The organism is Planosporangium mesophilum, from assembly GCF_016863255.1.
Lineage (GTDB): Bacteria > Actinomycetota > Actinomycetes > Mycobacteriales > Micromonosporaceae > Planosporangium > Planosporangium mesophilum.
In genome coordinates this window covers 12,132-38,653 of the sequence record NZ_BOON01000065.1, presented here as the reverse complement: position 1 = coordinate 38,653, position 26,522 = coordinate 12,132, and the positions used below count along the sequence as shown (strand labels likewise).

The following is a 26,522-nucleotide window of genomic DNA, read 5'->3' as shown; positions in this document are numbered from 1 at the left end:
GCGCGGTCCGGCGTGAAATGGCGCTGCTTCGCGCGTCATTGTGCAGGAGGGGCGGGTCCGGGCGCCAGCCCCGTTCGGCTCCTCCGAGATCTTGGACACTTGGCGGGCCTACAGCACCGCGAAGTTGCCAAGATCGGCGACGGGGGAGGGGTGTGACCGGAAATGCGCATAGCTTGCGCTTGTCAGGCCGCCTTTCGCGCATTAGTGTGCACAACACTTCGCACGATATGAGCAGCACGATCCGCACCGGGAGGTGAACATGGACAGGTACGCCCGCTGGAACGCGCTCCTGGAACTGCTCACCGAGAGCGGCCGGGTCACCGTGGAGGAGGCGGCCGAGCGGCTGTCGGTCTCCCAGGCCACCATCCGGCGTGACTTCGACCAGCTCGCGCAGCAGCAGATGATCACCCGTACCCGGGGCGGGGCGGTTGCGAACGGCGTCTCGTACGACCTGCCGCTGCGGTACAAGACCGCCAAGCACTCGGCGGAGAAGCAGCGCATCGGCACCGCGGCGGCCGCACTCGTCGATCCCGGCATGGTGGTCGGCCTCAACGGCGGTACCACGATGACCGAGGTGGCCCGGGCCCTCGCGGTACGCCCGGAGCTGGCCGGCAACGCCGACGACGCCCAGTTCACGGTCGTCACCAACGCCCTGAACATCGCGAACGAGCTGCTCGTACGGTCCCGGATGAAGATCGTGGTCGCCGGCGGGGTGGTACGCCCGCAGTCCTTCGAGCTGGTCGGCCCGCTCGGCGCGAACCTGCTGCGCGAAGTGACCCTCGACGTGGCGCTGCTCGGGGTGGACGCGCTCGACGTGGCGCTCGGCGCCGCCGCCCATCACGAGGGCGAGGCCGCGATGAACAGCCTGATGGTCGGCCAGGCCCGGCGGGTCGTGATCATCGCGGACAGCTCGAAGCTCGGCGGCCACGCCTTCGCCCGCATCTGCCCGATCGACCGGGTCGACACGCTGGTCACCGACTCGGGCGCGTCCCACGACATCGTCTCCGGGTTCGAGCAGGCGGGCGTCCGCGTCATCGTCGCGTAGGTCAGCACGATCTAGGCTGGGTCGTGCGGCTGGCGACCAGGCTGCGTGTGGCACCGGCGATGGCGACGGGAGACGGCATGGAACCCGCGGACAACACCCAGCCGGCCGACCCGGCCCCCGACTCGGTTGAACCGCCGCACTCCCCATCGGACGCTCCACCCGCCGACCTGACCGACGGCGAGCGCGAGCTGCTCGACTTCGAGAAGCAGTGGTGGCGCCGGCCGGGCGCCAAGGAGCAGGCCATCCGCGACCGGTTCGATCTCTCCCCGACCCGGTACTACCAGGTACTGAACGCGCTGCTCGACCGGCCAGCCGCGCTGGCCCACGACCCCGTCCTGGTCAACCGCCTGCGCCGGCTACGCGCCGACCGCTGACGCGACCGGCGGAGCACCGACCGCTAGCGCGCGGCCTGCTTCTCCGCGTACGCGGCGAGCCACGCCACCTGTCCCGGGTCCAGCGACGGCCGTACCCGGGACAGCGCCGTCGCCACGTGCGCGGCCGTCACGGTCGACGCCTCGAGGGACTCACGCATCGCCGCGAGGGCGGCCTCCCGTACCAGCGCCGCGCAGTCGGCCGCGGAGAACCCGTCCAGCTCGAAGGCGAGGCCCGGCAGGTCGACGTCGGGGGCGAACGGCACGTCCTTGGCGGCGGCGCGCAGGATGTCGGCGCGGGCCCCGGCGTCCGGCGGCGGGACGTACACCAGCCGCTCCAGCCGCCCCGGCCGCAGCATCGCCGGGTCGACCAGGTCGGGGCGGTTGGTGGCGCCGATGACGACGACGTTACGCAGCGACTCGACCCCGTCCAGCTCGGTGAGCAGCGCGGCGACGACCCGGTCGGTGGTGCCGCCGTCGCTGGCCTGGCCGCGTACCGGCGCGAGTGCGTCCACCTCGTCGAGGAACACCAGTGTCGGGGCGGCCTCGCGGGCCCGGCGGAACAGTTCGCGTACCGCCCGCTCGCTCTCACCGACCCACTTGGACAGCAGCTCCGCGCCCTTGACCGACAGGACGTTGGCTCTGCCCGTGCCCGCGATGGCCTTGACCAGGAACGTCTTGCCGCAACCGGGCGGCCCGTAGAGCAGCACCCCGCGCGGGGGCTGTACCCCCAGCCGGGCGAAGGCGTCCGGGTACGACAACGGCCACAGCACCGACTCGGTGAGGACCTCCTTGACCTCGACCATGTCACCCACGTCGTCGAGGGTGAGCTTCGCCAGTTCGAGCGAGCTGTCCGCCATCGAGGTCGGGCGCACCACCTCCAGGGCGCCGTCGAAGTCGGCCATCGTCACCTGGGGCGAGTCGGTGCCGGACTTGTGCCGCAGCGCGGCGCGCACGCCGGCCTCGCGGATCAGCGCCGACAGGTCGGCGGCGACGAAGCCGGGGGTACGGGCGGCGACGTCGTCCAGCCGCACGTCACCGGTGAGCGGCATGCCGCGGGTGAGGACGGTGAGCTGCTCGCGGCGCATGGCGGCGTCCGGCAGCGGTACCCCGATCTCGTGTTCGAGCAGCCCCGGCGAGCGCAGGGAGGGGTCGACCGCCTCGGGGCGGCTGGTGGTGCAGACGACGGCGACGCCGCGGCCGAGCAGGTCCTGGACCTGCCGGCGGAAGAGGGTCGACAGCGGACCGGGGGCGTCCCGCGGTGCGAGGGCCTCGACGTCGGCGATCACCAGTACGCCCGGGTTGCCGACCTCGGCCGCGGCGGCCCGCAGGTGGGAGTCGGCGGACGCGTTGGTCAGCGCCGCGATCTCCGGCGCCCACAGCACGGTGACGTCCGCCCCGACATCGGCCGCGACCGCCTTCACCAGGGCCGACTTCCCGGACCCGGCGGCGCCGGTGATCAGTACGCCGAGCGAGACCGTGGTACCGAGCTTGGCGAGCACCTCGCCGTGGTGGAAACCGAGGTCGAGGAGTTCGGCCAAGTCGTGCGCCTGGCTGCGCAGCCCGGGAAGGTCTTCGAGGTTCGGTGCCCGCTCCGGGGCCGGGGTCGCGGCCTCGACGGTGCCCGGCTCGTGGGTGGCCTGCCCGCCCTGCCAGGCCACCACGGTGTCCATCGTGACCAGTGCGGCGCTCTCCGGTGCGGCGTCGGTGACGGTGACGAGGGCGCTGGTGAACCCGTACCCGATGGTGTTGGACAGGCTGCGCCGGGCCGCCTCCAGCAGGCCGCGCACGTTGTTGGCCGGTGCGACGTCCTGCGGCATCAGCGACACGTTGTCGCCGACCGTGACGACCTTGCCCAGCAGGGCCAGCCTCAGCATCTCCGGGCTGACCACGGCCTGGATCTCCGCCGGTCCGGTCAGGGTCACCGTACGGGCCGCCTTCGTCGGGGCCGGCGCGACCGTGACCTGGCCGCCGTCGCGGGTACCGAGGTTGCCGAGGGTGAGGTCGTCGGCGTAGAGCAGCGCACGACTGGCCCCGGACTCGGCGAGCGCGGCGATCCCGGCGGTGGCGCGCCGGCCGGTGAGCGCGACGGGGTCGCCGGGGCGCAGACCGAGCGCCGTGAACACCTCGGAGTGCAGGCGGACGACGCCCCGCCGGGCGTCGAGCGCGGCGGGGCGCAGGTTCGCGGTCAGGGTCAGGGATCGCGCCGGTTCCGTCACGATCAGGAGCCTATCGCCGCCCTACCGGGCGGCATCGTCGAGTAGGCGGCGGGGGAACGCACGATCTCGGATAAGAAACCGCCGCTGGATAAGGCACTCGGCTGAATGGCGGAAGAGGTACGGCGTACTGATCCACCGAAAGGATGACCGCGAGAAATGGCGCCGGTGTGACCGACTCGCCAATGGCGGAGCTTGACAAATATTCGGTTCCCGGTACTGCGTCGTCGCTGCTGGATCGGCCGGCGGGACAAAGATCGCCATGGCCCGATATTCAGCCTCGGCGCCGTTTCGATACCTTACTCGGGAGTAAGGTAATTGGGTGCGTGTGCGAGCGCAGTCACATGAGTCGGCCGCCACATTCACTACCGTTTCCGCCCCCGTTATGGCGTCCCCACCCCACGGTTAACCTGATGAGCGGGGGTCGGTGACTGAAAGTATGGGTAGCGGTTACCGGGAGGTCTGGGTCGGTATCCAAACGGACCTAGATGGGAATTGGGTATATCTCCCGGGCGCGATTGCTCCATAAAGTGCGGACAGCGCGAAAGGAGCCCTCCCTATGTCCGTGGTCTTCAGTCAGAACTCAGCGATGGTGTGGTTGCCCATCACCGCCTTCCTGATCGCCTGCGCCGCCAATGGCGCCGCCTACCTGATCGGGTATGCGCACGGCACCAAGAACAGCAAGATCGACGCGATTCTCAGCGCGCAGCGCGCGGAGCGCGACCAGTTGCGCGGTAGGCGCCGGCGCTCGCGCGACGAGGCACCGGCCCCGGCCCTGGCTCGGGCCACGTTCCAGCCGATGCGGCCGATCCGGGATTACGGGATCTGCGAGACCGCCGTACTCCAGCGGGTGCCGACCGTGCCGGTCAACGCCGAGCCTCGCGAACTCGTGCACGCCGTCGCCATCAGCGAGCAGCGCCGCGGCCTCTAGTCGCGCGCACCGGCCGGGCCGTCCGCTCGGCCAACCACCCCTCGAACATGACCACATAGGGCATGGCCAAAGGCAGTACCCCCACGCTCCGCGGCGTGGGGGTACGTTCGTTTTACCGGCCCTTTCAGCGTGATCACAGGAACGGGGTCGTACCGTTGGCGCCATGCCGTCCTCAATTCCGGCGCGACTCCGTCGTGCCCTGCCCCGGGTACGTCTGACCCGGCGCCGGGTCATCGCGGGCTCCGCCGTGCTGGTCCTGCTCGTCGGTCTCGTCGGGTGGGCCGCGTGGCCCACTCCGGCCGGTTACCGCACCGAGGACCGGATGATCGCCGTCAAGAGCGGGCCGAACGGCGACCAGGACATCACCCTCGACACCCGGCTGTACCTGCCGACGAGCGCCGATGCCCGCAACCGCGTCCCCGCGGTACTGCTGGCGCACGGCTTCGGGGGTACCAAGCTCGACTCCGCGACCGACGCGCAGGACCTCGCCAACCACGGGTACGCGGTGCTGACCTGGACCGCGCAGGGGTTCGGACGGTCTACCGGCCAGATCCATCTCGACAGCCCGGACTGGGAGGTCAAGGACGCGAAGAGTCTGGTCGACTGGCTGGCCGCTCGGCCGGAGATCCGCCAGGACGGGGCCGGCGACCCCCGGGTCGCGGCGATCGGCGGCTCGTACGGAGGTGGCCTCTCGCTGCTGCTGGCCGCGTACGACCAGCGCGTCGACGCGATCGTACCGATGATCACGTGGAACGACCTGGCCCGCGCGTTCCTGCCGGACGCCGCCGGGGGCAGCCCCGAGAACGGCGTGTTCAAGAAGCAGTGGGCGGGCCTGTTCTTCGGCTCGGGCGGCTCTCTGGGTGCGGGACCCGGCGCCGGGCTGGCGGGCCTGGGCGGCGCGCCCGACGCCGGCCAGACCTCCGGCGGGCCCAACCCGGGCGCCAGCCAGGGGGCCGGTGGCCGTAACCGGGGCACCCCGCCGGCCGCGGGCCCGAGCGCGGCCCCGGGCGGATCGGCGGGCCGCAACGCCCTCGGTCAGGTGGCCGCCGACCCGCCCGCCGCCCGTGCGCAGTGCGGGCGCTTCGCTCTCGACGTCTGCCAGGCGTACCTGGAGATGGCCACGGCCGGCCGGCCGGGCCCGGCGGGGCTGGACCTGCTGCGCCGCTCCAGCCCGGCGTCGGTGATCGACAAGATCAAGGCGCCGACCCTGCTCATCCAGGGTGAGGCCGACTCGCTCTTCCCGCTGTCAGAGGCCGACGCGAACGCCAAGGGCATCGCGGCCAACGGCACGCCGGTACGGGTCGCCTGGTTCACCGGCGGCCACGACGGAGGCCAGGGCCCCCAGTCCGATCAGGACCGGAACAAGTTCCTCACCGCGCAGTGGCTCGACCACTACCTGGCCGGCAAGGGGTCGAAGCCGCAGAACAGCTTCACGTACTCGCGGATCTCCGGGATCGACGCCAGCGGGGAGGGGCTCGTCGCGGCCGGCTTCACCGTCACCGACTACCCGGGCACGACCGGTACGAAGTCGGAACAGATCAGCGTCTCCGGCCCGCCGCAGGCCGCCGCCAACCCGCCGAACGGCAACCCGGCCGCCATCTCCTCACTGGCCGGGGCGGGCGGCGCCACCAGCCTCGTCAGTGGCCTGTCCACCGAGGTGCCGGGGCAGCACGCCGACTTCTACTCGGCGCCGCTGACGAAGGCGACCGACGTCACCGGCTCCCCGACCGTGCAGATCAAGGCGGCCTCCCCCACCGGTGAGGCGGTGCTCTTCGTCAAGCTGTACGACGTCGACGCGAACGGCCAGCCCACGCTGCCCAACGGTCTCATCGCGCCGATCCGGCTGACCGGCCTGCCGGCCGGCATCGACCAGGCGACCCCGACGACGGTGACGCTGCCGGCGATCGTGCGCCGCTTCGAGGACGGTCACCGGATCAGGATCACGGTCTCGGCCTCCGACCAGGCGTACACGACCCCGGCGGAGCCGACCGTGTACACGATCGCGGCGGGCGGACCGGTCACGCTGCCGATGGCGCCCGGCACGCCGATCCAGAACCCGTCCGTGATCTGGCGCTATGTCCTCTTCGGCCTGATCGCAGTGATCGCGGTCGCGCTCGTCGTGGTCACGGCGCTCAGCCGCCGCCGGCTGCGTCGCAGGGAGAAGACCGAGGACGGGTACGCGCAGACCCCGCTCGTCGTACGCGGGCTGCGCAAGGAGTACGCGGACGGCTTCGTCGCCGTCAGCAGGGTCGACTTCACCGTCGAGCGCGACACCGTCGTCGGCCTGCTCGGGCCCAACGGCGCCGGCAAGACGACGACGCTGCGTGTACTCATGGGGCTGACCTACCCGACCCACGGCGAGATCCTGGTCTTCGGCCAGCGGCTGCGGCCCGGCGCCCCGGTGCTCAGCCGGGTCGGCGCGCTGGTCGAGGGCCCCGGCTTCCTGCCGCACCTGTCCGGGTACACCAACCTCCAGCTGTACTGGAAGTCCACCGGCCGGCCGGAGGCGGAGGCGCGCTTCGAGGAGGCGCTCGACATCGCAGGCCTCGGCACCGCGGTCCATCGCAAGGTCAAGACGTACAGCCACGGCATGAAGCAGCGCCTCGCCATCGCGCAGGCCATGCTCGGCCTGCCGGAGCTGCTGGTACTCGACGAGCCGACCGACGGGCTCGACCCGCCCCAGATCGCGGAGATGCGCAAGGTGCTGCGCCGGTACGCCACCGACGGGCGGGCCGTACTGGTCTCCAGCCACCTGCTCGCCGAGGTGGAGCAGACCTGTACCGACGTGGTGGTCATGCACAGGGGGGAGATCGTCGCGTCCGGGCTAGTCGACGACATCGTGGGCGACTCGCCCAGCGTCCAGTTGGACGTGTCCGACGTCGACGAGGCCGAGAACGTCCTCGACAAGCTCGGCGTGGTCCGGTCGGTGGCCTGGTCCGGAGGCAACGGGCTGGTCGTCGACCTGGACGGCACGCCGCGTTCCGAGGTCGTCGCGGCGCTGGTCAAGGCCGGTATCGGAGTGGACCGGGTGGTGCCCAGGCGGCGTCTGGAGGACGCGTTCCTGGCCCTCGTCGGCGGCGACACGAAAGCGAGCGGAGAACGATGACGACCACGGCTGTGACCGCTACGGACACCTACCGCCCCACCCGTACCTTCACCTTCGCCACCGAGTTCCGCCGGCAGGCCAGCCGGCGGCGCACCCAGCTCGCGCTCGGGTTCATGGTGGTGCTGCCGCTGATCATCCTGATCGCGTTCCAGCTCAACAGCAACGACAACAGCAACAGCGGCCGCCGGCGTGGCCAGTTCTCCAGCCTGGTCGACCTCGCCACGGCGGGTGGGCTGAACTTCGCGCTGTTCACGGTGTTCGTGTCGGCGTCGTTCCTGCTGATCGTGGTGGTCGCGCTGTTCCACGGCGACACGGTCGCCAGCGAGGCGAGCTGGGGGAGCCTGCGGTACCTGCTGGCGATCCCGGTACCGCGCGGCCGGCTGCTCGGGGTGAAGCTCGCCGTGTCGCTGGCGTACTCCGGGCTCGCGATGCTGCTCCTGCTGGCAACCGCGCTCGGCGCCGGCACGCTCCGGTACGGCTGGCACCCCCTGCGCAGCACCATCGCCGGCGACATCGCATCGGGCGAGGCGCTGCTGCGGCTGCTCGGCATCATGGGGTACCTGGCCGTGAGTCTGCTGGTGGTCGCGGGGCTGGCATTCCTGCTGTCGGTGGCGACCGACGCGCCGCTGGGCGCGGTCGGCGGCGCGGTGCTGCTGCAGATCCTGTCGAGCATCCTCGACCAGATCACGGCGCTCGGCGCGATCCGCAGCTTCCTGCCGAGCCACTTCGCCCAGGCCTGGCTGGGCCTGCTGTCCACTCCGATCCAGACCGACGACCTGGTACGCGGCTGCGTGTCTGCGCTCTGCTACGGCGTGATCTTCTTCGGTCTGGCGTGGTGGCGCTTCCTGCGCAAGGACGTCGTCAGCTGACGGCCCCCAGCGTGATCAGGAGCTGCGCGAGGCGTACTGCGGGATCGTGGTGATGGGAGGGCGCTTGCCGCCGCCGACCGGCCGGTCGACGGCGGTGATGGCGTCCTTGACCCGATTGAACTGGGTCAGCGTGTCCCAGCGGGGATCGTTCGGGTGTATCCGTTCGAGCACGGTGTGCAGGACGGCCGTGGCCACCTCGCCGAGCGCGGCGAGCTCCCCGCCGCCGTGCGTGCGCTGACCCAGGTCGACCTGGGCGACCGCGTCCAGGCCGGACTCGAGCACGGTGTCCAGCAGCAGGCCGGTCTCCACACCGTGCCCGACGGCGAACGGCAGGGTCTCCAGCAGCGATCGGCGGGCGGCGTACTCGCCGGCGAGCGGCTGCACCATCCCGGCCAGCTCCGGGAAGTACACGTTGAGCAGTGGCCGGGCCATCAACTCGGTGACCTGCCCACCCGGGTGGGGGCGGTCGTAGCACGCCTTGACCAGCGACACGTCCGGCTCGGACAGCAGCGGCCCGAGCAGGCCGGTGATGAAGTACGACCGGAACTCGGCCAGGTCGGCGTCGACGTAGACGATCAGGTCGCCCCGCGCCACCATCAGCGCCTTCCACTGTGCGTCGCCCCGGCCGGGCAGCAGCTCGTGTTCGGACAGGATGTCGCCGTGGTGGTATACGGTCGCGCCGGCGTCGGTGGCGGCCTTCATCGTGCCGTCCTGCGACCCGGAGTCGACCACGACGACCTCGTCGACGAGGCCGGTCTGGTCGGCCAGGATCCGCACTCCGTCGACGATCTCGCCGACGGTCTGCTCGTCGTCGAGGGTGGCCAGGGCAACGGTCACCGTGGCGTCGCCCTTGAGTCGGGCCACCCGGTCGAGCGGCCAGTCCCGCCATGAGGACGTGCGGCGGTCAAACCAGGAGGTGGCGGTCGGGTGCATGGCTCCACACTCGATAGACGTAGTTCGGTGTCACATAGGTAAAAATCTGGTGGAGTATCGCACCTCAGGGCGGTCAGCGGTACCGCTGGGCCGGCGGAGGCCGCCGGATCGACCTTCGTGACCTCACTCACGACGTGAGGTTGTTTCGTAGCGGCGTTCGTTACATGTCCCTAGACTTGTGAGCACAACTGAATACCTCATCCAGAGGGGCTGAGGGAACGGCCCGATGAAGCCCCGGCAACCACCACTGACGACTCGATGACGAGGCCGCGCGTGGCAGGTGCCAATTCCGTCCCGGTGTGCGACTCCCGGGAAAGATGAGAGGAAGGCCTCGACATGACGTCGACCGTCGACGCGTCCCCGTTCGTCAACTCGCCCGCCCGCGCGCTGGTCTGCCGCGGCTGTGGCACGGAGTTCCCGCTCGCCGCGCAGCACGCGTGTTATGAGTGTTTCGGGCCGCTGGAGGTCGCCTACGACCCCGCGGCGCTGAAGCGGGTGACCCGCGAGGAGATCGCGGGCGGTCCGCCCAACATCTGGCGGTACGCCTCGTTGCTGCCCGCCGGCCAGGACCCCGCGACGCGGGTGACCCTCGATCCGGGCTTCACCCCGCTGGTACCCGCGCCCGCGCTCGCCCGCGAGGTCGGCCTGCGCGCCCCGCTGTGGGTCAAGGACGACTCGGCCAACCCGACTCACTCGTTCAAGGACCGCGTCGTGTCGGTGGCCCTCACCGCGGCGCGCGCCCTCGGCTTCGACCGGTACGCCTGCGCGTCGACGGGCAACCTGGCCAACTCGGTGGCGGCGCACGCCGCCCGGGCCGGCGTACCGAGCATGGTCTTCATCCCGTCCGATCTCGAGCCCGGCAAGGTCATCACCACGGCCGTGTACGGCGGTGACGTGGTCGCGATCGACGGCTCGTACGACGACGTCAACCGGCTCTGCTCGGAGCTGACGGAGACCGACGAGTTCGAGAGCACCGCCTTCGTCAACGTCAACGTCCGGCCGTTCTACGCCGAGGGCTCGCGCACGCTCGGGTACGAGGTGGCAGAGCAACTGGGCTGGCGGCTGCCGAAGCAGGTCGTGATCCCGATGGCCAGCGGCGAGCTGCTGACCAAGATTGATAAGGCGTTCGCCGAGCTGGTCGAGTTCGGCCTGGTCGAGGCGCCGGCCGACGGGTGGCGCGTGTTCGGCGCGCAGTCCGCCGGCTGCAACCCGATCGCCCTGGCGCTGCAGGAGGGCCGCGACGACATCATCCCGCAGAAGCCGACCGGCATCGCCAAGTCGCTGAACATCGGCGACCCGGCGGCCGGCGTGTACGCCCTCGAGGCGGTCCGCCGCTCGGGCGGCTGGATGGCGTACGCCGACGACGAGGAGATCCGCGACGCGATCGGGCTGCTGGCCCGTACCACCGGCATCTTCGCCGAGACGGCGGGCGGCACGACCGTGGCCGCGCTGCGCAAGCTCGTCGCCGAGGGCCGGCTGGACCCGGAGGCGGAGACGGTCGTGTACAACACCGGCGAGGGGCTGAAGACCCTCGACGCCGTCGCCGACCGGGTGGGCCCGACGTACCGGGTCAAGCCGTCGCTGCGGGCGGCGCGGGACGCCGGCCTGCTCGGCTGAATTTCCGCCATCTGTAACGGGTCGTGACGTACGTCGATCCGTACTCGCGAGTGGACGGTGGGTTCGGGGCGCTGACGCGCCCCGCCCCGCCGAGGAACGCGAACGCGATGAGTGTCGCGACGAACGCTCGGCGTACAGGTCCCCCCATCGGGGGCCTTGACTGCGCCGTCCGGTAGCCGGCACGATTCTCGGTGCGGGAGGACGCGTCGCCGCGAGGCCGCCGATCCGTTCGGCAGGCCCGCGACCGCAGCGCCGGAGGCGTTGTGCGAGCGTCCTCTCGACCATTTCGCCGCGAAGTCCGGTTTCCCGGTAATTCGGTCGCGCTCCCAGTCCGAGTTGACGCACAGTGCCGGGTATGAGTACCGATACCCGCGCCTTCCGTATCGTCGAGATCGAGCCCGGTGACCCCGCCGCCCTCGACGCCTCGTACGAGATCCGGCGCGCGGCCCGGGCGCACGACGTACCGGACTTCCCGCCGCTGTGCCGCCGCCTCCACGACGGGGCGATCCGGGCCGGGTGGCCGGGCGTGGCCCAGTCGACGTGGCTGCTCCGCGACGGCGACCGGCCCCTCGGGGTGGGCACCGTCCGGTTGCGGCAGGTGGACAACCTCGACAACGCGGACTGTGAGATCGACGTGCACCCCGACCACCGTCGCCGGGGCGCGGGCCGGGCGCTCTACCGGCACATCGCCGGGTACGTCCGCGCCGCCGGCCGGCGGCGCCTGTTGGCAGAGACGTGCGGGACGCTGCCGGGCGGCCCGGCGCGGGACGGCTGCGGTGCCGGGTTCGCCCGCGCCATGGGCTTCGCCGACGCGCTGCACGAGGTCCGCCGCACGCTCGACCTGTCCGGGGTGGACACCGACGGGTACCAGCGGGCGCTGGCCGAGGCGTGGCGGCACGCCGACGGGTACTCGCTGGTCCAGTGGCGCGACGGCACCCCGACCGAGCACCTGGCCGGCGTCGCGTACCTGGGCGGCCGGCTGCTCTCGGACGCGCCGAGCGGCGACGTGGAGTGGGAGTCGGAGGAGATCGACGCCGACCGGCAGCGCGCGAGGGACGAGGCGCGGGCGGCCCGTGGCATGCGGACCTACAGTTCGGCGCTGCGGCACGACCGGACCGGCCGGCTTGTCGCCTGGAGCATGCTCGTCCTGCTCTCCTCCCCGCCCGACCACGCCTGGCAGGACATCACCCTCGTCGACCCGCCGCACCGTGGTCACCGGCTCGGCACGATCGCGAAGATCGCCAACCTCCGGTACGCGATGGCGGGCGAACCCGCGCTGCGCTTCGCACACACCTGGAACGCCGCGGTCAACGAGCACATGATCTCGATCAACCAGGCTATGGGGTTTCGTCCGGTGGACGCGTGGATCGAGTGGCAGCAGGAGATTCCTCGCGACTGACGTCGGCGTGGAAGGCGACGAAGACCGAGTACGGTCGGCCGGCCGGGTCCCGTGGGCGGGCGGCGTACTCGTCCAGGATCGCCTGGATCCGTCTCCGCAGCTCGTGGTAGTCGTCCTCGGTCAGCCGCAGGCCGAGCCGGCTCATGTCGACCCGGTCGAGGCCGGCCGTCTCGGCCTCGGCGAGGAAGGCGTCGAGCATCGCCGGGCGGGGGCCGGGCACCGCGGCGTCGCTCACGTCGAGCGTCCACGACTTGCCGGTCGAGAGGTAGGGCACCTCGCGGGAGCCCCGGGCGCCCCGCCGGGTCGGTTGCGGTACCAGAAAACCGGTGTCGACGAGGGTACGCACGTGATGGAGGGTGGTCGCGGCGTTCGCGCCGAGGCGCTCGGCGATCTCCTTGTTGGTCAGCGCCCGGTCCAGGCACAGCCGGATGATGCGCAGCCGTACCGCCGAGGCGAGCGCCCGCGCCTCAGCCTCGGTCGCCGGTCGCCTTTCTGTCATACGCCCGAAGCGTAGCCGTGACTGGTTGACTTTTCCCAATGAGTCGATGACGCTGCCGACATGAGGCTCGGTCTGCTCCGCCACCACGACTTCCGGCAACTGTTCGTGGCCGACACGATCAGCCAGTTCGGCACCCAGGTCAGCATCCTGGCGCTGCCGCTGATCGCCGTGCTCGTCCTGCACGCCGACCCGCTCGAGGTCGGCGTGCTCGCCGCCTGCGAGACGGCCGCGTTCCTGCTGGTGGGTCTGCCCGCGGGAGCCTGGGTGGACCGGATGCGCCGGCGCAACGTCCTCATCGTCGGCGACCTCGGCCGGGCCGTCCTGCTCGGCTCGGTACCCGTCGCCTGGTGGCTCGGCGTGCTCACGATGCCGCAGTTGTACGCCGTCGCCCTGCTCACCGGCGTGTTCACCGTCTTCTTCGACGTGGCGTACCAGAGCTACCTGCCGCACCTCGTCGGCCGGGAGAACCTGGTCGAGGGCAATTCCAACCTGGAAGCGGTGCGCGGGGTCAACCAGGTCGCCGGGCCGACCGCCGCCGGCCTGCTCATCGGCTGGCTCACCGCACCGGTCGCCGTGGTGGTCGACGCGGCGAGCTTCGCCGGTTCGGCGCTGTTCGTCGGGCTGATCCGCAAGCGGGAGCCGAAGCCTGAGCGCAAGCCCGACGCCCACCTCGGCCGCGAGATCGCCGAAGGGCTGCGGTTCGTGTGGGGCAACCGGCTGCTGCGCGCGATCGCGATGTGTACCGGCTCGTCCAACCTGTTCTCGAACATCATCGCGGCGGTGCTCGTCGTACTCCTCGCCCGCGACCTGCGGCTGTCGCCCGGCATGATCGGACTCTTCTTCTCCTTCGGCGCGGTCGGTGGACTGATCGGCGCGTTGGTCGCCACCCGCGTCGCCGCGCGGATCGGCCAGGGCCCGGCGATCTGGATCCCGGTCGCGGTCTCCGGCCCGTTCCAACTGCTGTTCCCGCTCGCCCAGCGCGGCTGGCTGCTGTGGGCCGCGGCCGCCGGATACTTCGTGTACGCGGTCGGCGTCGTCGTCTACAACGTCACCCAGGTCAGCTTCCGGCAGGGGCTGACCCCGGAGCGGCTGCTCGGCCGGATGAACGCGACCATGCGTTTCCTGGTCTGGGGCACGATGCCGATCGGCGGGCTGATCGGTGGCGTGCTCGGCAAGTACGTCGGCATCCGCGAGACGCTGTGGATCGGGGCGATCTGCGGCATGTTCACGTTCCTGCCCGTCTTCCTCTCCCCGCTGCGGAGCATGCGCGAACTGCCGACCGGCCATGACGAGGAGCCCGCGCTGGCGCTTTGACGATCTCGGACAGTTGGGTCGCACGACTGTCCAAGATCGCGGAGGAGGGTGGAAGATGACGGCATGAGCGAACCTCATCCTCATCCCCTGTACGGCAAGCATGCCGCCACCCTCGACCGGGCACTCACCGCGATCCGGGAGCGTGCCTACTGGTCGGCCTTCAACGAGTCGCCCAGCCCGCGAGTACACGGCGAGGACGCCGCGCCCCGGGGCAAGGCGGCCTTCGAGGCGTACCTCGACGCGAACTTCTCTCTCGACCAGCCGGGCACGACCGGCTGGGTGGGCGGCGAGAAGAGCCCCTTCGGCGTACCGCTGGACGTGCGCTACCCACGCCCCGACGTGGACGCGTTGCTGGGCGCCGCCACCGCGGCCATGCCGGCCTGGCGCGACGCCGGACCGCAGACCCGCGCCGGCGTCTGCCTGGAGATTCTCACCCGGCTGTCCGAGAACGTCTTCGAGCTGGCCCACGCGGTGCAGTTCACCAGCGGTCAGGCGTTTGTCATGGCGTTCCAGGCCGGCGGCGCGCACGCGCTGGACCGGGCCCTCGAGGCGCTGGCGTACGCGTACGCGGAGATGACCCGTATCCCCGCCTCGGCCCGCTGGGAGAAGCCGGCCGGCAAGGGCGAGCCGCTGCGCATGGACAAGACCTGGCACGTGGTGCCGCGCGGCGTCGGGCTGGTCATCGGCTGCAACACGTTCCCCACCTGGAACTCGTACCCCGGCCTGTTCGCGTCACTGGTCACCGGCAACGCCGTCGTGGTCAAGCCGCACCCGGGCGCGGTCCTCCCGCTCGCGGTCACCGTGAAGTACGCCCGCGAGGTCCTCGCCGAGGCCGGGTTCGATCCGAACCTCGTCACGCTCGCGGCCGAGGCGCCCAGCGAGGGGTTGGCCAGCGTCCTGGCGCTGCGGCCGGAGGTCAGGATCGTCGACTTCACGGGGTCGACGGAGTACGGCGACTGGTTGGAGGCGAACGCCCGGCAGGCCGCCGTGTACACGGAGAAGGCCGGCGTCAACACGGTCGTCGTCGACAGCACCGACGACTTCGCCGGAATGTGCAACAACATCGCCTTCTCGCTGGTCCTCTACAGCGGACAGATGTGCACGACCCCGCAGAACATCCTCGTGCCGCGGGAGGGCATCGCCACCGAGGGTGGGCACAAGAGCTTCGACGAGGTGGCCGAGGGGATCGGGGCGGCTGTCGGGAAACTGACCGGCGACCCGGCCCGTGGGGTCGAATTGACCGGAGCCATCGTCAACGAGGGTGTGCTGGAGCGCCTGGAGCGCGCCCGCGGCCTGGGGAAGGTCGTACTCGACTCGCGTGCGGTCGTCCATCCGACCTTCGGTGACGCGGTGGTACGGACGCCGTTGATTCTCGCGTTGGATGCGGACGGTGAACAGGCCTACGGCAATGAGTGGTTCGGTCCCATCTCGTTCCTGGTCTCCACGGATTCCACAGAGCACAGTCTGGAGGTCTTCCGGCGTACCGTCGGGCGGCGGGGTGCGCTCACCGCGGCGGTCTACTCGCGGGACGACAAGGTCCTGGACGACGTGGAGCGGGCGGCGCTGGACGTCGGTGTGCACCTGTCGGCAAATCTGACCGGTGGTGTCTTCGTCAACCAGTCGGCGGCCTTCTCCGACTTCCACGGCAGCGGTGCCAACGCGGCCGCCAATGCCGCACTCACCGACGGAGCGTACGTGGCCAGCCGATTCCGGATTGTGCAGTCGCGTCGGCACAGTTGAGGGGATCTACGGAATGCACAATAGACATATGTCGATGTAGCAAGGTCTATACGACTACCCCTGGAACGCCGTTCTCTAACTGATATCCGCCATGACGATCGCGAATCTCCAGGTACGTCCAAGTGTCCGATTTGGGGCTGTACGGCGTCGCCGCAACTCGTGTAGCGTGCGTGTTCGGTCGTCGTTCGTCGTCGGTGTCCACTGGGGGCACGTCGAGACACCGGCGACTCCGGCGTCGCGACCGCGACGTCGGGGGTTGGCAAGACCCAGCACCACCGAAGTGAGGAAGTGCACCGTGGCACAGGGCACCGTGAAGTGGTTCAACAGCGAGAAGGGCTACGGCTTCATTGCCGTCGACGGGGGGCAGGACGTCTTCGTCCACTTCTCGGCGATCCAGATGGACGGCTACAAGTCTCTGGAGGACGGTCAGCGCGTCGAGTTCGAGATCGCGCAGGGCAACAAGGGCCCCCAGGCCGAGAACGTCCGTCTCGCCTGACTACTCCAAGCTCGCACCACTTCAGGACACCGTTCCTCTGTCGGGGAACGGTGTCCTTCGTTTTTGCGGATCATTCGTACCCCTTTGTCCGCGGTCGCGTGCCGATCTTTTAGTCGTAACTCTTTGTGGTCCGTTCGGATACCTCGGCGACTTTCGGGAAGTTGTCGTGTCAGCCGGTGCTAAGCCCGCGACTTCGGGGAAGTCGTGGGTCGTGCTCCGTGGGTCACGCTGCTGGCGGGTCGGGGCCGTTCCCGATCGTTTGCTTGCACTCTCCACCCGAGAGTGCTAAACAAGTCACTGGCACTCGGAAGTGCCGAGTGCCAAAGGTCGGGGTCGGTGGGGTCACCGGCCGTGGCCGGGCCGTCCGGCGGTTGACGCCGAGCGGGCCGGGCGCGGCAGGGGACCAGTCGTCGCGGGCTATCCGGTCCGGCCTACGAGGGTCCGGCCAGCATCCGCTGGACGGACCGCCGAAGGTGCGTAAGCAGCGGAGCGTCACTGGGAACCAGGGCGAGCCGTGACTGTGTCCAGGAGGACAACGCCGAATGGCCAAAATTATCGCGTTCGAGGAAGAGGCGCGCCGCGGCCTCGAGCGGGGCATGAACACCCTCGCCGACGCCGTGAAGGTGACGCTGGGCCCGAAGGGCCGCAACGTCGTCCTCGAGAAGAAGTGGGGCGCTCCCACGATCACCAATGACGGTGTGAGCATCGCCAAGGAGATCGAGCTCGAGGACCCGTACGAGAAGATCGGCGCTGAGCTGGTCAAGGAGGTCGCCAAGAAGACCGACGACGTTGCCGGTGACGGCACGACGACGGCGACCGTCCTCGCCCAGGCGATGGTCCGCGAGGGCCTGCGCAACGTCGCGGCCGGCGCGAACCCGATGGCCCTCAAGCGGGGTATCGAGTCCGCCGTCTCCGCCGTGGCCGAAGAGCTGGCCAAGATTGCCAAGGACGTCGAGACCAAGGAGCAGATCGCCTCGACCGCGTCGATCTCCGCCGGTGACCCCACCGTCGGTGAGATCATCGCCGAGGCGATGGACAAGGTCGGCAAGGAAGGCGTCATCACCGTCGAGGAGAGCAACACCTTCGGGCTCGAGCTCGAGCTCACCGAGGGTATGCGCTTCGACAAGGGCTACATCTCTCCGTACTTCTGGACCGACGCGGAGCGGATGGAGGCCGTCCTCGACGACCCGTACATCCTCGTCTACAACGGCAAGATCTCGACGGTGAAGGACCTGCTCCCGCTGCTGGAGAAGGTCATGCAGTCGGGCAAGCCGCTGGCGATCATCGCTGAGGACGTCGAGGGCGAGGCGCTGGCCACCCTGGTCGTCAACAAGGTGCGCGGCACCTTCAAGTCCGTCGCCGTCAAGGCGCCCGGCTTCGGTGACCGCCGCAAGGCCATGCTCGGTGACATCGCCGTCCTGACCGGCGGCCAGGTCATCAGCGAGGAGATCGGCCTCAAGCTGGAGAGCGCCACGCTCGACATGCTGGGTCGCGCTCGCAAGGTCGTCGTCACCAAGGACGAGACCACGATCGTCGACGGCGCCGGTGACGCCGACCAGATCCAGGGTCGGGTCAACCAGATCCGTGCGGAGATCGAGAAGAGCGACTCCGACTACGACCGTGAGAAGCTGCAGGAGCGCCTGGCCAAGCTGGCCGGCGGTGTTGCGGTGATCAAGGTCGGTGCGGCCACCGAGGTCGAGCTCAAGGAGCGCAAGCACCGCATCGAGGACGCCGTGCGTAACGCGAAGGCGGCCGTCGAGGAGGGCATCGTCCCCGGTGGTGGTGTCGCGCTGGTGCAGGCCGGCAAGACCGCGTTCGACAAGCTGGAACTGGCCGCCGACGAGGCGACCGGCGTCCAGATCGTGCGCGTCGCGCTGGACGCTCCGCTGCGCCAGATCGCTGCCAACGCCGGCCTCGAGGGCGGCGTCGTGGTCGACAAGGTGCGCAACCTGCCCGTCGGCCACGGCCTCGACGCGGCGACCGGCGAGTACGTCGACATGCTGGCCGCGGGCATCATCGACCCGGCCAAGGTCACGCGCTCGGCGCTGCAGAACGCGGCGTCGATCGCCGCGCTGTTCCTGACCACCGAGGCTGTGGTCGCGGACAAGCCGGAGAAGGAGAAGGCCCCGGCGGGTGCGCCCGGCGGCGGCGACATGGACTTCTGAGAAGTCTGATTCCTCGGCAAGGGGGCGGGCCCGTCAGGGCTCGCCCCCTTGCCGTATCCCGGCCGTCTGCCCGGTAGCCAGGATCATGGAGAGCTGGGGCCGGGGTCGGGGTCGGACAGCATCTCGTTCAGCGAGGACGTGGTCGGGTCGGCCGCCGACGGGCGCTCCGGTACGTCGACCTCCGGCACGCTGGAGCCGGTCGGCTCGCCGGCGTCCCGGCGGCTACCCGCGACGCCGGACACCCCGGTCGCCCTCTGCGGACTCGGATCACGAGGTTCGGTCATGCCGGTGTGATACCCCGGCAGCCGGTAACGTACTCGGACGATGAGTGAGCTGATCTTCGACGGTCACAACGACCTCGCGTGGGAACTGCGCCAACGGGTGCGGTACGACTTCGACGCCCTTGACATCGCGGCCGACCAGTCGGCCACCGGCCTGCACACCGACCTGCCCCGACTGCGGGCGGGCGGCGTCGGGGCCCAGTACTGGTCGGTCTACGTCGCGGGCGAGCCGGCCGGCGAGGCGGCCGTCTCCGCCACCCTCGAACAGATCGACGCGGTACGCCGCCTCGTGGCGCGCCACCCCGAGCACCTCGCGCTCGCCACGAACGCCGACTCCGTCGAGCGGGCGCGCGCACAGGGGCGCATCGCGTCGCTGCTGGGCGCCGAGGGCGGCCACTCGATCAACTGCTCGCTGGGCACCCTGCGGATGCTCTACGAGCTGGGCGTCCGGTACCTGACGCTGACGCACGTCCGCAACACCCCGTGGGCCGACAGCGCCACCGACGAGCCGGCGGTCGGCGGGCTGTCGCCGTTCGGCCACGAGGTCGTACGCGAGATGAACCGCCTCGGGATGCTCGTGGACCTCTCGCACGTCGCGCCGAGCACGATGCACGCCGCGCTCGACACCTCGCAGGCGCCGGCCTTCTTCTCCCACTCGTCGGCGCGGGCGCTCTGCGACCACCCGCGCAACGTGCCCGACGACGTGCTCACGCGGGTACGCGACAGCGGCGGCGTGGTGATGGTGACCTTCGTACCCGGGTTCGTCGTCGAGGAGTGCCGCGCCTGGACGGCCGAGATGATCGACGCCACGGAGCGCCTGAGCGAGACGTACCCGGACCGCGGCCCGGCGTGGGAGGAGGCCCGCGCGGCCTGGAAGCGGGCCAACCCGCGGCCGCCCTGCACCGTGGCGGACGTCGCCGACCACGTCGAACACGTACGGGAGGTCGCCGGCGTCGACCATGTCGGGCTGGGCGGAGACTACGACGGCTGCCTGAACCTGCCGGACGGGCTGGAGGACGTGTCGGGCTACCCGGCGCTGCTGGCCGAGCTGGCCGGCCGCGGCTGGTCCGACGCCGACCTCGGCAAGCTCGCCTGGCACAACGCGCTGCGGGTACTTCGCGACACCGGCTCGGTGGCCGCGCGGGTACGCCAGGAGCGCGGCCCGTCGAACGCCACCATCGATCAGCTCGACGGCTGACGCCTCACCGGGCGCCCCGCCCGGTCTCTACCGCCCGGAACGCGTCCACCAGGCCGGTGCCGATCAGGTCGGCCCGGTCGCCGCAGTTCTCGGCCGGCGCCGATGCCGGTCCGGCGGTCGTACGCAGGAGTTCCCGGGTCCGCGGGATGTCGCCGATGAGGCGCGGGTCGGCCGACCACAGCAGCGCGACCACGCCGGCCACGTGCGGGGTGGCCATCGACGTGCCGCTCTCGACGCCGTACCCACCGCCGGGCAGCGCGGACAGGATGTCGACCCCGGGGGCGACGACGTCGGGCTTGGTACGGCCGTCCGGCGTCGGTCCCCGGCTGGAGAAGTCGGCCAGCCGGTCGTGGCGGTCGACCGCACCGACCGTCAGCGTCTCCGGGTACGGCGCGGGCGGATCGACCACCGTCCGGCAGGCCGGGCCGGAGTTGCCGGCGGCGCCGACCACGAAGATGCCGGCGGCGGTCAACCCGTTGATCGCGGGCCGCAGCGATCTCAGATCGCACCCCTCGAGCTGCGTGCAGCCCCACGAGTTGGTCAGGACGTGCGGCGCCCGCTCGGGCCGGCCGTCGCGCAGCGGGTCCCCGCCGTACGGGAACGGGGCGAGCATGAACTGCAGGCAGTCGAGGTAGCGGCCCGGGCTGCCCAGGTTGCGTTGGAGGTTGACGCAGCCGACCCAGCTCGCACCGGGCGCGACCCCGACGTTGCCCCCGCCGATCGCGGTGCCGAGGGTGTGGGTGCCGTGGCCACCGTGGTCGACCGGCACCCGGCTGTGCGACCACGGGTCGTACCACGAGTCGTCGCCGCCCCGGAACCGGCCGGCCAGGGCCGGGTGGGCGCCGTCGACGCCGGAGTCGGAGGTACCGACGACGATGCCGGCACCGGTCACGCCCAGCTCCCGCCATACCCGGTCGGCACCGATCATCGACAGGTTCCACTGCGGCACGGGCGGCGCCGGCTGGTTGCCGCGCATCGGCGGCGCCAGCTCGGGGATCGGGCGCAGCCGGGGGCTGTCGAGGATCTGTTCGACCTCCGGGCGGGTGGAAAGCCAGGTCCGTACCACCTCGCCGCCGTCCACCTCCAGCGCGTTGACCAGGTAGTACGGGGTATAGCCGATGTGCAGCCGGCGCAGCTCCCGGCGCAGCGGCGCCTGGGTGGAGTTCGCGGTGTCCACCAGCCGGCGATAGGTTCCCCGTACCCGGGCGTCGCGATTGCCGATGGCGTCCAGCCCGGACAGGTCGGCCTGCCGCTTGAGCACCACGAAGAGGCGGTCGCCGTACGTGCCCGGCCGGCCGGCTCCGGTGTAGACGGCCACGCCGGCGATCGTGACCACGCCCGCGAGCGCCGCCGCCAGCCACCGGCGCGGTACGACGCCGCGGCCGAGGCTCAGCGCGTACCCGAGATCGACGAGCAGCCCGACGGCGAGCGACGCGACGGCGGCGGTCAGGATCCACCGCGGCGCGTCGTCGAAGCCGAGCACGAGGGCGGTCTCCTGCGGGTCGGCGAGGGCCAGCGGACCGGCGGTCGCGGCCGCTACCAGCCAGCCGACGGGCCGGGCGCGGCCCGCGGCGGCGCGCAGGGCGGCCGCGGCGAAGCCCAGCGGTGGCAGCACGAGCAGCTCGGCCAGCGCGACGCCGGAGGCGCCGGTACCGGCCGCGATCGCGGTCAGCGCGACGGCTGCGACCAGGCCGCCCACACCGACGCGGACCCAGGCCGAGCCGTGCGCCGGAAGAAGGTCGTCGAGCACGGTCGCGGCGAGGAGACCGACCGCGGCCGCCGCCGCGACAGCGAGCACCGTCTCGCCTGCCCCGCCGAGCGCCCCCATCGCCAGCCACGGCAGCGTGACGGCGAGCCCGCCGGCGAGCCCGAGCGCGTCGGCCCGCCCATCGGCCCGACGGTCGCGTCGCGTCGCCCCCCACCGGTCGCGTCGCGTCGCCACCCACCGGTCGACCGCGCGGAACAGTACGGCCAGCGCGACGGCGACCAGCGCGAGCAGCACCAGGTACAGCTCGTGCCGCGACACGTCGACCACGCCACGGACGGCGCCGAGCGCGACCGCCGCGACAACGGCGCGCGTCCACACCCGACCGGCCGCCCGTGCCGTGGGCAGCCTCGGCACGAGGGCCAGCAACAGCGCGGGTACGACGGCGAGCAGCCCGGAGAGCGCGCTGCCGAGCAGCCACGCCCAGCCGGGCAGTTCGCGGCCGACGAGCATGGCGCGGAGCTGTTCGGCACCCCAGACGGCGGCCTGGCCGGTGGTGAGGACGCCCGCCACCCACAGGCCGACGAGGACCGTGAGCAGGATCGTGACCGGCCGGCGCCACCCGTCGGCCGGCCCGGGGCGCGGCGGCTCCGGTGGCGGTTCGGGCACGGACATGCCTGAGACGGTACGACCCACGGGCACGCTCTCGACGGGTCTCGGCGGGCAGGTAGCCTACCGGCGCCGGTAGGTCCACCGAGGGTGCCCGTACCGGACGCTGTCAAACCCGTACCCTGCGATACCTCGGTTTGCGCGGAAAGTGGCGGAAGCGAGGTTTAAACCCGCGACCGTACACAAAGTCGCGCCCATTGCGAGGGCGACCCGAGGTCGTTCTGCGACGGTGAGGGACGCAACAACCGAGACTCCTTCAGATCGACGCGTCGCTCCGCCACCGGAAAGCCCGCGCCGCGTTGCCGGGCGTTTCGGTTATGACGCGCAGCGATCCGTCCGGCCATTGGAAGTACCGAACATGAGTTTCCGCGCTACTAATAGGTAACTTCGCGCCTTCGGGCGCTACCGTGGAGTACGTGCGCAGAGATCCTCAGGCGTCCCGCTTCGGTGCCGGGCAGCTCTCACCCCAGCGGCGCGCCGCCGACCTGGCGAGACTCAAGTCGGAGCACTTCGATGTGCTCGTGATCGGCGGCGGGGTCACCGGGGCCGGTGCCGCGGTCGACGCCGCCTCCCGCGGCCTGTCGGTCGCCCTGATCGAGGCCCGTGACCTCGCCTCCGGTACGTCGAGCCGGTCCTCCAAGCTGATCCACGGCGGACTGCGCTACCTGGAGCAGTTCGAGTTCGGCCTGGTCCACGAGGCACTGCGGGAGCGGGGGCTGCTCGCGACGCGGCTCGCGCCGCACCTGGTGCGCCCGGTGCCGTTCCTGGTGCCGCTGACCGCGCCGGCCGGCCCGGTCGGTGTGCCGCAACGGGTCTGGCACCGGGCGTACTACGGCGCCGGTGTCGCGCTCTACGACGCGTTCGCCAGCGCCTCGGCGCTCGTCGGCCGGTTGTTGCAGGGGCAGCCCACCCGGGGCATGCCCACCCACCGGCACCTGTCGCGCGGCGCCGCCCGCCGGCTCTTCCCCAGCCTGCGCGAGGACGCCGTCACCGGCGCGATCGAGTACTACGACGGGCAGGTCGACGACGCCCGCTTCGTGGCGACCCTCGCGCGCACCGCGGCGAGCCTGGGTGCGGCCGTGGTCACCAGTACCCGCGCCGTCGGCATCCTGCGGTCGGCGCGTGAGGTGACCGGGGTACGGGTCCGTGACGTGGAGAGCGGCGAGGAGTTCGACGTACGGGCCCGCACCGTGGTGTCGGCCACCGGCGTGTGGAGCGACGACGTCTCCGAGTTGCTGTCGGAGAACGGGCGGCCGGCCGAGCACACCGGCCTGCGGGTACGGGCCAGCAAGGGCGTGCACCTCGTCGTACCGCGCTCGGCGATCACCGGCGACGCGGGCCTGATCCTGCGTACCGCGTCCTCGGTGCTGTTCGTCATCCCGTGGGGAGGCCACTGGATCATCGGTACGACCGACACCGACTGGAACCTCGACCGGGCCCACCCGGCCGCGACCGCCAACGACATCTCGTACCTGTTGGAGCAGGTCAACCAGGTGCTCGACCGGCCGTTGACGCCGGACGACATCGAGGGCGTGTACGCCGGGCTGCGCCCTCTGCTCTCCGCGGAGGCCAAGCACCGCCCCGGCCCGCACACCCGTGACGAGCAGACCTCCGCGCTGTCGCGCGAGCACGCGGTGGTCGAGCCGATGCTCGGACTGATGATCGTGGCGGGCGGGAAGTACACCACCTACCGGGTGATGGCCGCCGACGTCATCGACCAGGTCGCGCGCCGGCTGGGCGGGCTGCGCACCCACGGCGGCCGGGTCTCCGGCTCCCGTACCTCCGACCTGCCGCTGCTGGGCGCGGACGGGTACCAGCAGACCTGGACCAACCGGGCCGACCTCGCGCGCCGGCACGGGCTGCCGGTCGGCGTGGTCGAGCACCTGCTGGAGCGGTACGGGACGCTGACCGGCCAACTGCTGACCCTGGTGTCGGAGGACCCGACGCTGGGCCGGTCGCTGGAGGGCGCTCCCGAGTACCTCGCCGCCGAGATCGCGTACGCCGCGCTCGCCGAGGGTGCGCTGCACCTGGACGACGTGCTCGCCCGGCGTACCCGGATCTCCATCGAGACCGCGCACCGGGGCGTCGACAGCGCCGAGGACACAGCGTTGATCATGGGGCGGGTGCTCGGCTGGGATGACGCCTCGCGGCGCCGAGAGATCGACCACTACCTGGCGCGGGTGGCCGCCGAGCGGGAGTCGCAGCGGATGCCGGACGACGCCACGGCGGAAGCCGCCCGCCTGGGCGCGCCGGACCCGCGCGGGTACGCGGCCGCCTGAGATTCTTCGATCTTGGACACTTGTGCCGGCCACAGGTGGCACAAGTGTCCAAGATCGCGACAGGGGAGGTCGCGACGCTCTATCTGGATCCAGCACGTTGGCCAGCCCATGGGCGGCTGTGGTCACATCTGGTCAGCGACACCTCCTTCGCGGAGCTCCATGCGTTCGCGGAGATGCTGGGTGCGCCCCGGCGGGCGTTCGAGCGGGACCACTACGACGTGCCTGCGGAGCGGGTCGCGATCGCCGTCTGGCTGGGGGCGACGGTCGTACCCAGCCGCGAGCTCGTCGCGCGGCTCACCGCGGCCGGCCTGCGTCGACGCAAGGCCGCCCCGTGCCGACGGGAACAGAGGCGAACAGCGGTGGTCCGGCCGAGCGTCGGACCGCGCTAGCTGGCGGCGCCGCGGCGCTCGCCGATCGTGGACAGCACCCGCGTCGGTACCAGCGCGGTCTGCCGGCGCGCGCCCCGGCGAGGGCGCCGGGCGTTCGTGATCGCCTGCCGGTACACCCGCTCGTAGCGGCGCGCCATCCGCTGGACCCCGAAGGTCGAACGGGCGTGGGCCACGCACTCGCGGGGGTCGAGCTCGCCCGCCCGGAGCAGGGCGGCCGGTAGGTCCGCCGGGTCCTCGCAGATCCATCCGGTGACCCCGTGCCGGACCACCTCGGGTACCGAACCGCGGCGCAGCGCGACCACCGGCGTACCCGACGCCATCGCCTCGATCATCACCATGCCGAACGGCTCGTGCCAACGGATCGGCATGATCAGGCAGCGGGCCTCGGTGAGCAGCCGGTTGGTGGTCGTGCGGTCGCCGTTGCAGACCAGTTCGACGTCGTCCTCCAGCATCGGGCGGATCACCTCGTCGAGATAGCGCCGCTCGCTGTTCTCGTTGCACTTCCCCGCGAGGACCAGGGGGAGACCGGCCTCCCGGCACGCCTTGATGGCCAGGTCGGGCCCCTTGTCGGGGGAGAAGCGGGCGAGCCAGACCACGGGCCCGTCGGGGTTGTGGGCGGGCACGAACTGGGTCGGCTCAATTGCGTTGTGGATCGTCGCGGCCCACCGCAACTCCGGTCGCTGACGCCGCTGCGAGTCGGAGATCGCCACCAGATGAATGTGCTCGCCCAGTGCCGCGTAGTAGTCACCCAATTCGCCATCGGCCGGACCGTGGACCGTCACCACCGTCGGCGCGCTGCGATATCCGGCGGTGAGGGGTCCGGACAGCGAGTGGTCGTGGACGACGTCGAACTGGGTATCGGCGAGAAGTCTGCCGACGCGTGCGGCGTGCAGCGCGTCCGGCATGGCCTCGCCCAACCGCTCGTACTGTGGTGTGCTCACAGTGCTGACGAAGTGGGCCGCGGTGCCCGTACGTACGCCCGCACCGAACATCGTCACGTCGTGACCTCGGGCGCACAGTGCGTCGACAAGCGCGGCGCAGATCAGTTCGATACCTCCGTAGCCGCATGGTGGCAGCTCATACCACGGCGGAACGACCATTGCGATTTTCAGTGGGGAAGTAGGGTCGCTATGGTCGGCCTCAGTCGGGATCACTATCCGGCCCCTTCCGGTTGTGTCATCACTCGCCGGGTACGGCACCCGAGGCGAGGTCGAGACCTGAGCCGACACCCGACTACCCCATCTACGCCGAATCGAACATCCCAGGCCATTTGCGAGCGGCTGAAAAATTGTCAGCTTTG

20 protein-coding genes and 1 riboswitch are annotated in these 26,522 nt (G+C 71.1%); of the genes, 14 read left to right on the top strand and 6 right to left on the bottom strand.

Translation table 11 applies throughout. From position 1 onward, the window contains the following. Positions 1 to 259 precede the first annotated feature (259 nt). Together Pme01_RS28180 and Pme01_RS31905 are read left to right on the top strand one after the other, a co-directional pair. Positions 260 to 1,045, top strand: coding sequence for a DeoR/GlpR family DNA-binding transcription regulator (locus tag Pme01_RS28180; RefSeq protein ID WP_168115199.1), 786 nt, complete (start codon positions 260 to 262; stop codon positions 1,043 to 1,045). A 23-nt stretch (positions 1,046 to 1,068) separates the two neighbouring features. After that, positions 1,069 to 1,419 (top strand): DUF3263 domain-containing protein, encoded by a 351-nt coding sequence (locus Pme01_RS31905; RefSeq protein ID WP_373315542.1) that lies wholly within the window; start codon positions 1,069 to 1,071, stop codon positions 1,417 to 1,419. A gap of 23 nt (positions 1,420 to 1,442) precedes the next feature. Here the strand turns inward: Pme01_RS31905 and Pme01_RS28170 are convergent, their stop codons facing one another. Then, positions 1,443 to 3,635: an AAA family ATPase gene (locus Pme01_RS28170; protein WP_239088511.1), complete on the bottom strand. Its 2,193-nt coding sequence runs from the start codon at positions 3,633 to 3,635 to the stop codon at positions 1,443 to 1,445. A 556-nt stretch (positions 3,636 to 4,191) separates the two neighbouring features. Between Pme01_RS28170 and Pme01_RS28165 the strand changes: the two genes are divergently transcribed. From Pme01_RS28165 to Pme01_RS28155, 3 genes are all read left to right on the top strand, one after another. After that, positions 4,192 to 4,563 carry a hypothetical protein gene (locus tag Pme01_RS28165; RefSeq protein WP_168115201.1) on the top strand — a complete coding sequence of 124 codons (372 nt, stop codon included), beginning with the start codon at positions 4,192 to 4,194 and terminating at the stop codon, positions 4,561 to 4,563. Between the two features lie 163 nt (positions 4,564 to 4,726). After that, positions 4,727 to 7,669 (top strand): alpha/beta fold hydrolase, encoded by a 2,943-nt coding sequence (locus tag Pme01_RS28160; protein ID WP_168115202.1) that lies wholly within the window; start codon positions 4,727 to 4,729, stop codon positions 7,667 to 7,669. Then, on the top strand, positions 7,666 to 8,538 hold the full coding sequence (locus tag Pme01_RS28155) for an ABC transporter permease (protein ID WP_168115203.1): 873 nt from the start codon (positions 7,666 to 7,668) through the stop codon (positions 8,536 to 8,538). The genes Pme01_RS28160 and Pme01_RS28155 overlap by 4 nt, the downstream gene beginning before the upstream one ends. A gap of 15 nt (positions 8,539 to 8,553) precedes the next feature. Here the strand turns inward: Pme01_RS28155 and Pme01_RS28150 are convergent, their stop codons facing one another. After that, the gene (locus tag Pme01_RS28150) at positions 8,554 to 9,471 is read right to left on the bottom strand and encodes a glucosyl-3-phosphoglycerate synthase (protein ID WP_168115204.1); all 918 of its coding nucleotides are present in this window, start codon (positions 9,469 to 9,471) and stop codon (positions 8,554 to 8,556) included. A 194-nt stretch (positions 9,472 to 9,665) separates the two neighbouring features. Continuing rightward, positions 9,666 to 9,795, top strand: a riboswitch (SAM riboswitch). 12 nt (positions 9,796 to 9,807) lie between these two features. Between Pme01_RS28150 and thrC the strand changes: the two genes are divergently transcribed. Further along, positions 9,808 to 11,088, top strand: coding sequence for a threonine synthase (thrC, locus tag Pme01_RS28145; RefSeq protein WP_168115205.1), 1,281 nt, complete (start codon positions 9,808 to 9,810; stop codon positions 11,086 to 11,088). Positions 11,089 to 11,443: 355 nt separating this feature from the next. Further along, positions 11,444 to 12,487 carry a GNAT family N-acetyltransferase gene (locus Pme01_RS28140; protein ID WP_168115206.1) on the top strand — a complete coding sequence of 348 codons (1,044 nt, stop codon included), beginning with the start codon at positions 11,444 to 11,446 and terminating at the stop codon, positions 12,485 to 12,487. Here the strand turns inward: Pme01_RS28140 and Pme01_RS28135 are convergent. Continuing rightward, positions 12,426 to 12,986, bottom strand: coding sequence for an ArsR/SmtB family transcription factor (locus tag Pme01_RS28135; protein WP_168115207.1), 561 nt, complete (start codon positions 12,984 to 12,986; stop codon positions 12,426 to 12,428). The genes Pme01_RS28140 and Pme01_RS28135 overlap by 62 nt on opposite strands. 60 nt (positions 12,987 to 13,046) lie before the next feature. On the opposite strand from Pme01_RS28135, the gene Pme01_RS28130 reads away from it, so the two are divergent. The 4 genes from Pme01_RS28130 to groL all read left to right on the top strand — a co-directional run bounded on the left by Pme01_RS28130 (position 13,047) and on the right by groL (position 18,701). Then, entirely contained in the window at positions 13,047 to 14,300 is a 1,254-nt protein-coding gene (locus Pme01_RS28130) for an MFS transporter (RefSeq protein ID WP_168115208.1), read from the top strand. A gap of 63 nt (positions 14,301 to 14,363) precedes the next feature. Continuing rightward, positions 14,364 to 16,040 (top strand): phenylacetic acid degradation protein PaaN, encoded by a 1,677-nt coding sequence (gene paaN / locus Pme01_RS28125; RefSeq protein WP_168115209.1) that lies wholly within the window; start codon positions 14,364 to 14,366, stop codon positions 16,038 to 16,040. Between the two features lie 295 nt (positions 16,041 to 16,335). Then, entirely contained in the window at positions 16,336 to 16,536 is a 201-nt protein-coding gene (locus tag Pme01_RS28120) for a cold-shock protein (protein ID WP_168115210.1), read from the top strand. A gap of 542 nt (positions 16,537 to 17,078) precedes the next feature. Then, the gene (gene groL, locus Pme01_RS28115; protein WP_168115211.1) at positions 17,079 to 18,701 is read left to right on the top strand and encodes a chaperonin GroEL; all 1,623 of its coding nucleotides are present in this window, start codon (positions 17,079 to 17,081) and stop codon (positions 18,699 to 18,701) included. A gap of 83 nt (positions 18,702 to 18,784) precedes the next feature. Here groL and Pme01_RS28110 read toward each other — a convergent pair whose 3' ends face one another. Then, positions 18,785 to 18,985 (bottom strand): hypothetical protein, encoded by a 201-nt coding sequence (locus Pme01_RS28110; protein ID WP_168115212.1) that lies wholly within the window; start codon positions 18,983 to 18,985, stop codon positions 18,785 to 18,787. Positions 18,986 to 19,025: 40 nt separating this feature from the next. On the opposite strand from Pme01_RS28110, the gene Pme01_RS28105 reads away from it, so the two are divergent. After that, on the top strand, positions 19,026 to 20,180 hold the full coding sequence (locus Pme01_RS28105; RefSeq protein WP_168115213.1) for a dipeptidase: 1,155 nt from the start codon (positions 19,026 to 19,028) through the stop codon (positions 20,178 to 20,180). 4 nt (positions 20,181 to 20,184) lie between these two features. Here Pme01_RS28105 and Pme01_RS28100 read toward each other — a convergent pair whose 3' ends face one another. After that, positions 20,185 to 22,560: a S8 family serine peptidase gene (locus tag Pme01_RS28100; protein WP_205864058.1), complete on the bottom strand. Its 2,376-nt coding sequence runs from the start codon at positions 22,558 to 22,560 to the stop codon at positions 20,185 to 20,187. 410 nt (positions 22,561 to 22,970) lie between these two features. On the opposite strand from Pme01_RS28100, the gene Pme01_RS28095 reads away from it, so the two are divergent. Next, positions 22,971 to 24,833 (top strand): glycerol-3-phosphate dehydrogenase/oxidase, encoded by a 1,863-nt coding sequence (locus Pme01_RS28095; protein WP_168115214.1) that lies wholly within the window; start codon positions 22,971 to 22,973, stop codon positions 24,831 to 24,833. Positions 24,834 to 24,877: 44 nt separating this feature from the next. Beyond that, the gene (locus Pme01_RS28090) at positions 24,878 to 25,222 is read left to right on the top strand and encodes a DUF4031 domain-containing protein (RefSeq protein WP_239088510.1); all 345 of its coding nucleotides are present in this window, start codon (positions 24,878 to 24,880) and stop codon (positions 25,220 to 25,222) included. On the opposite strand, the gene Pme01_RS28085 is transcribed toward Pme01_RS28090, so the two are convergent. After that, positions 25,219 to 26,376 carry a glycosyltransferase family 4 protein gene (locus tag Pme01_RS28085; RefSeq protein ID WP_373315540.1) on the bottom strand — a complete coding sequence of 386 codons (1,158 nt, stop codon included), beginning with the start codon at positions 26,374 to 26,376 and terminating at the stop codon, positions 25,219 to 25,221. The genes Pme01_RS28090 and Pme01_RS28085 overlap by 4 nt on opposite strands. Positions 26,377 to 26,522: the final 146 nt, after the last annotated feature.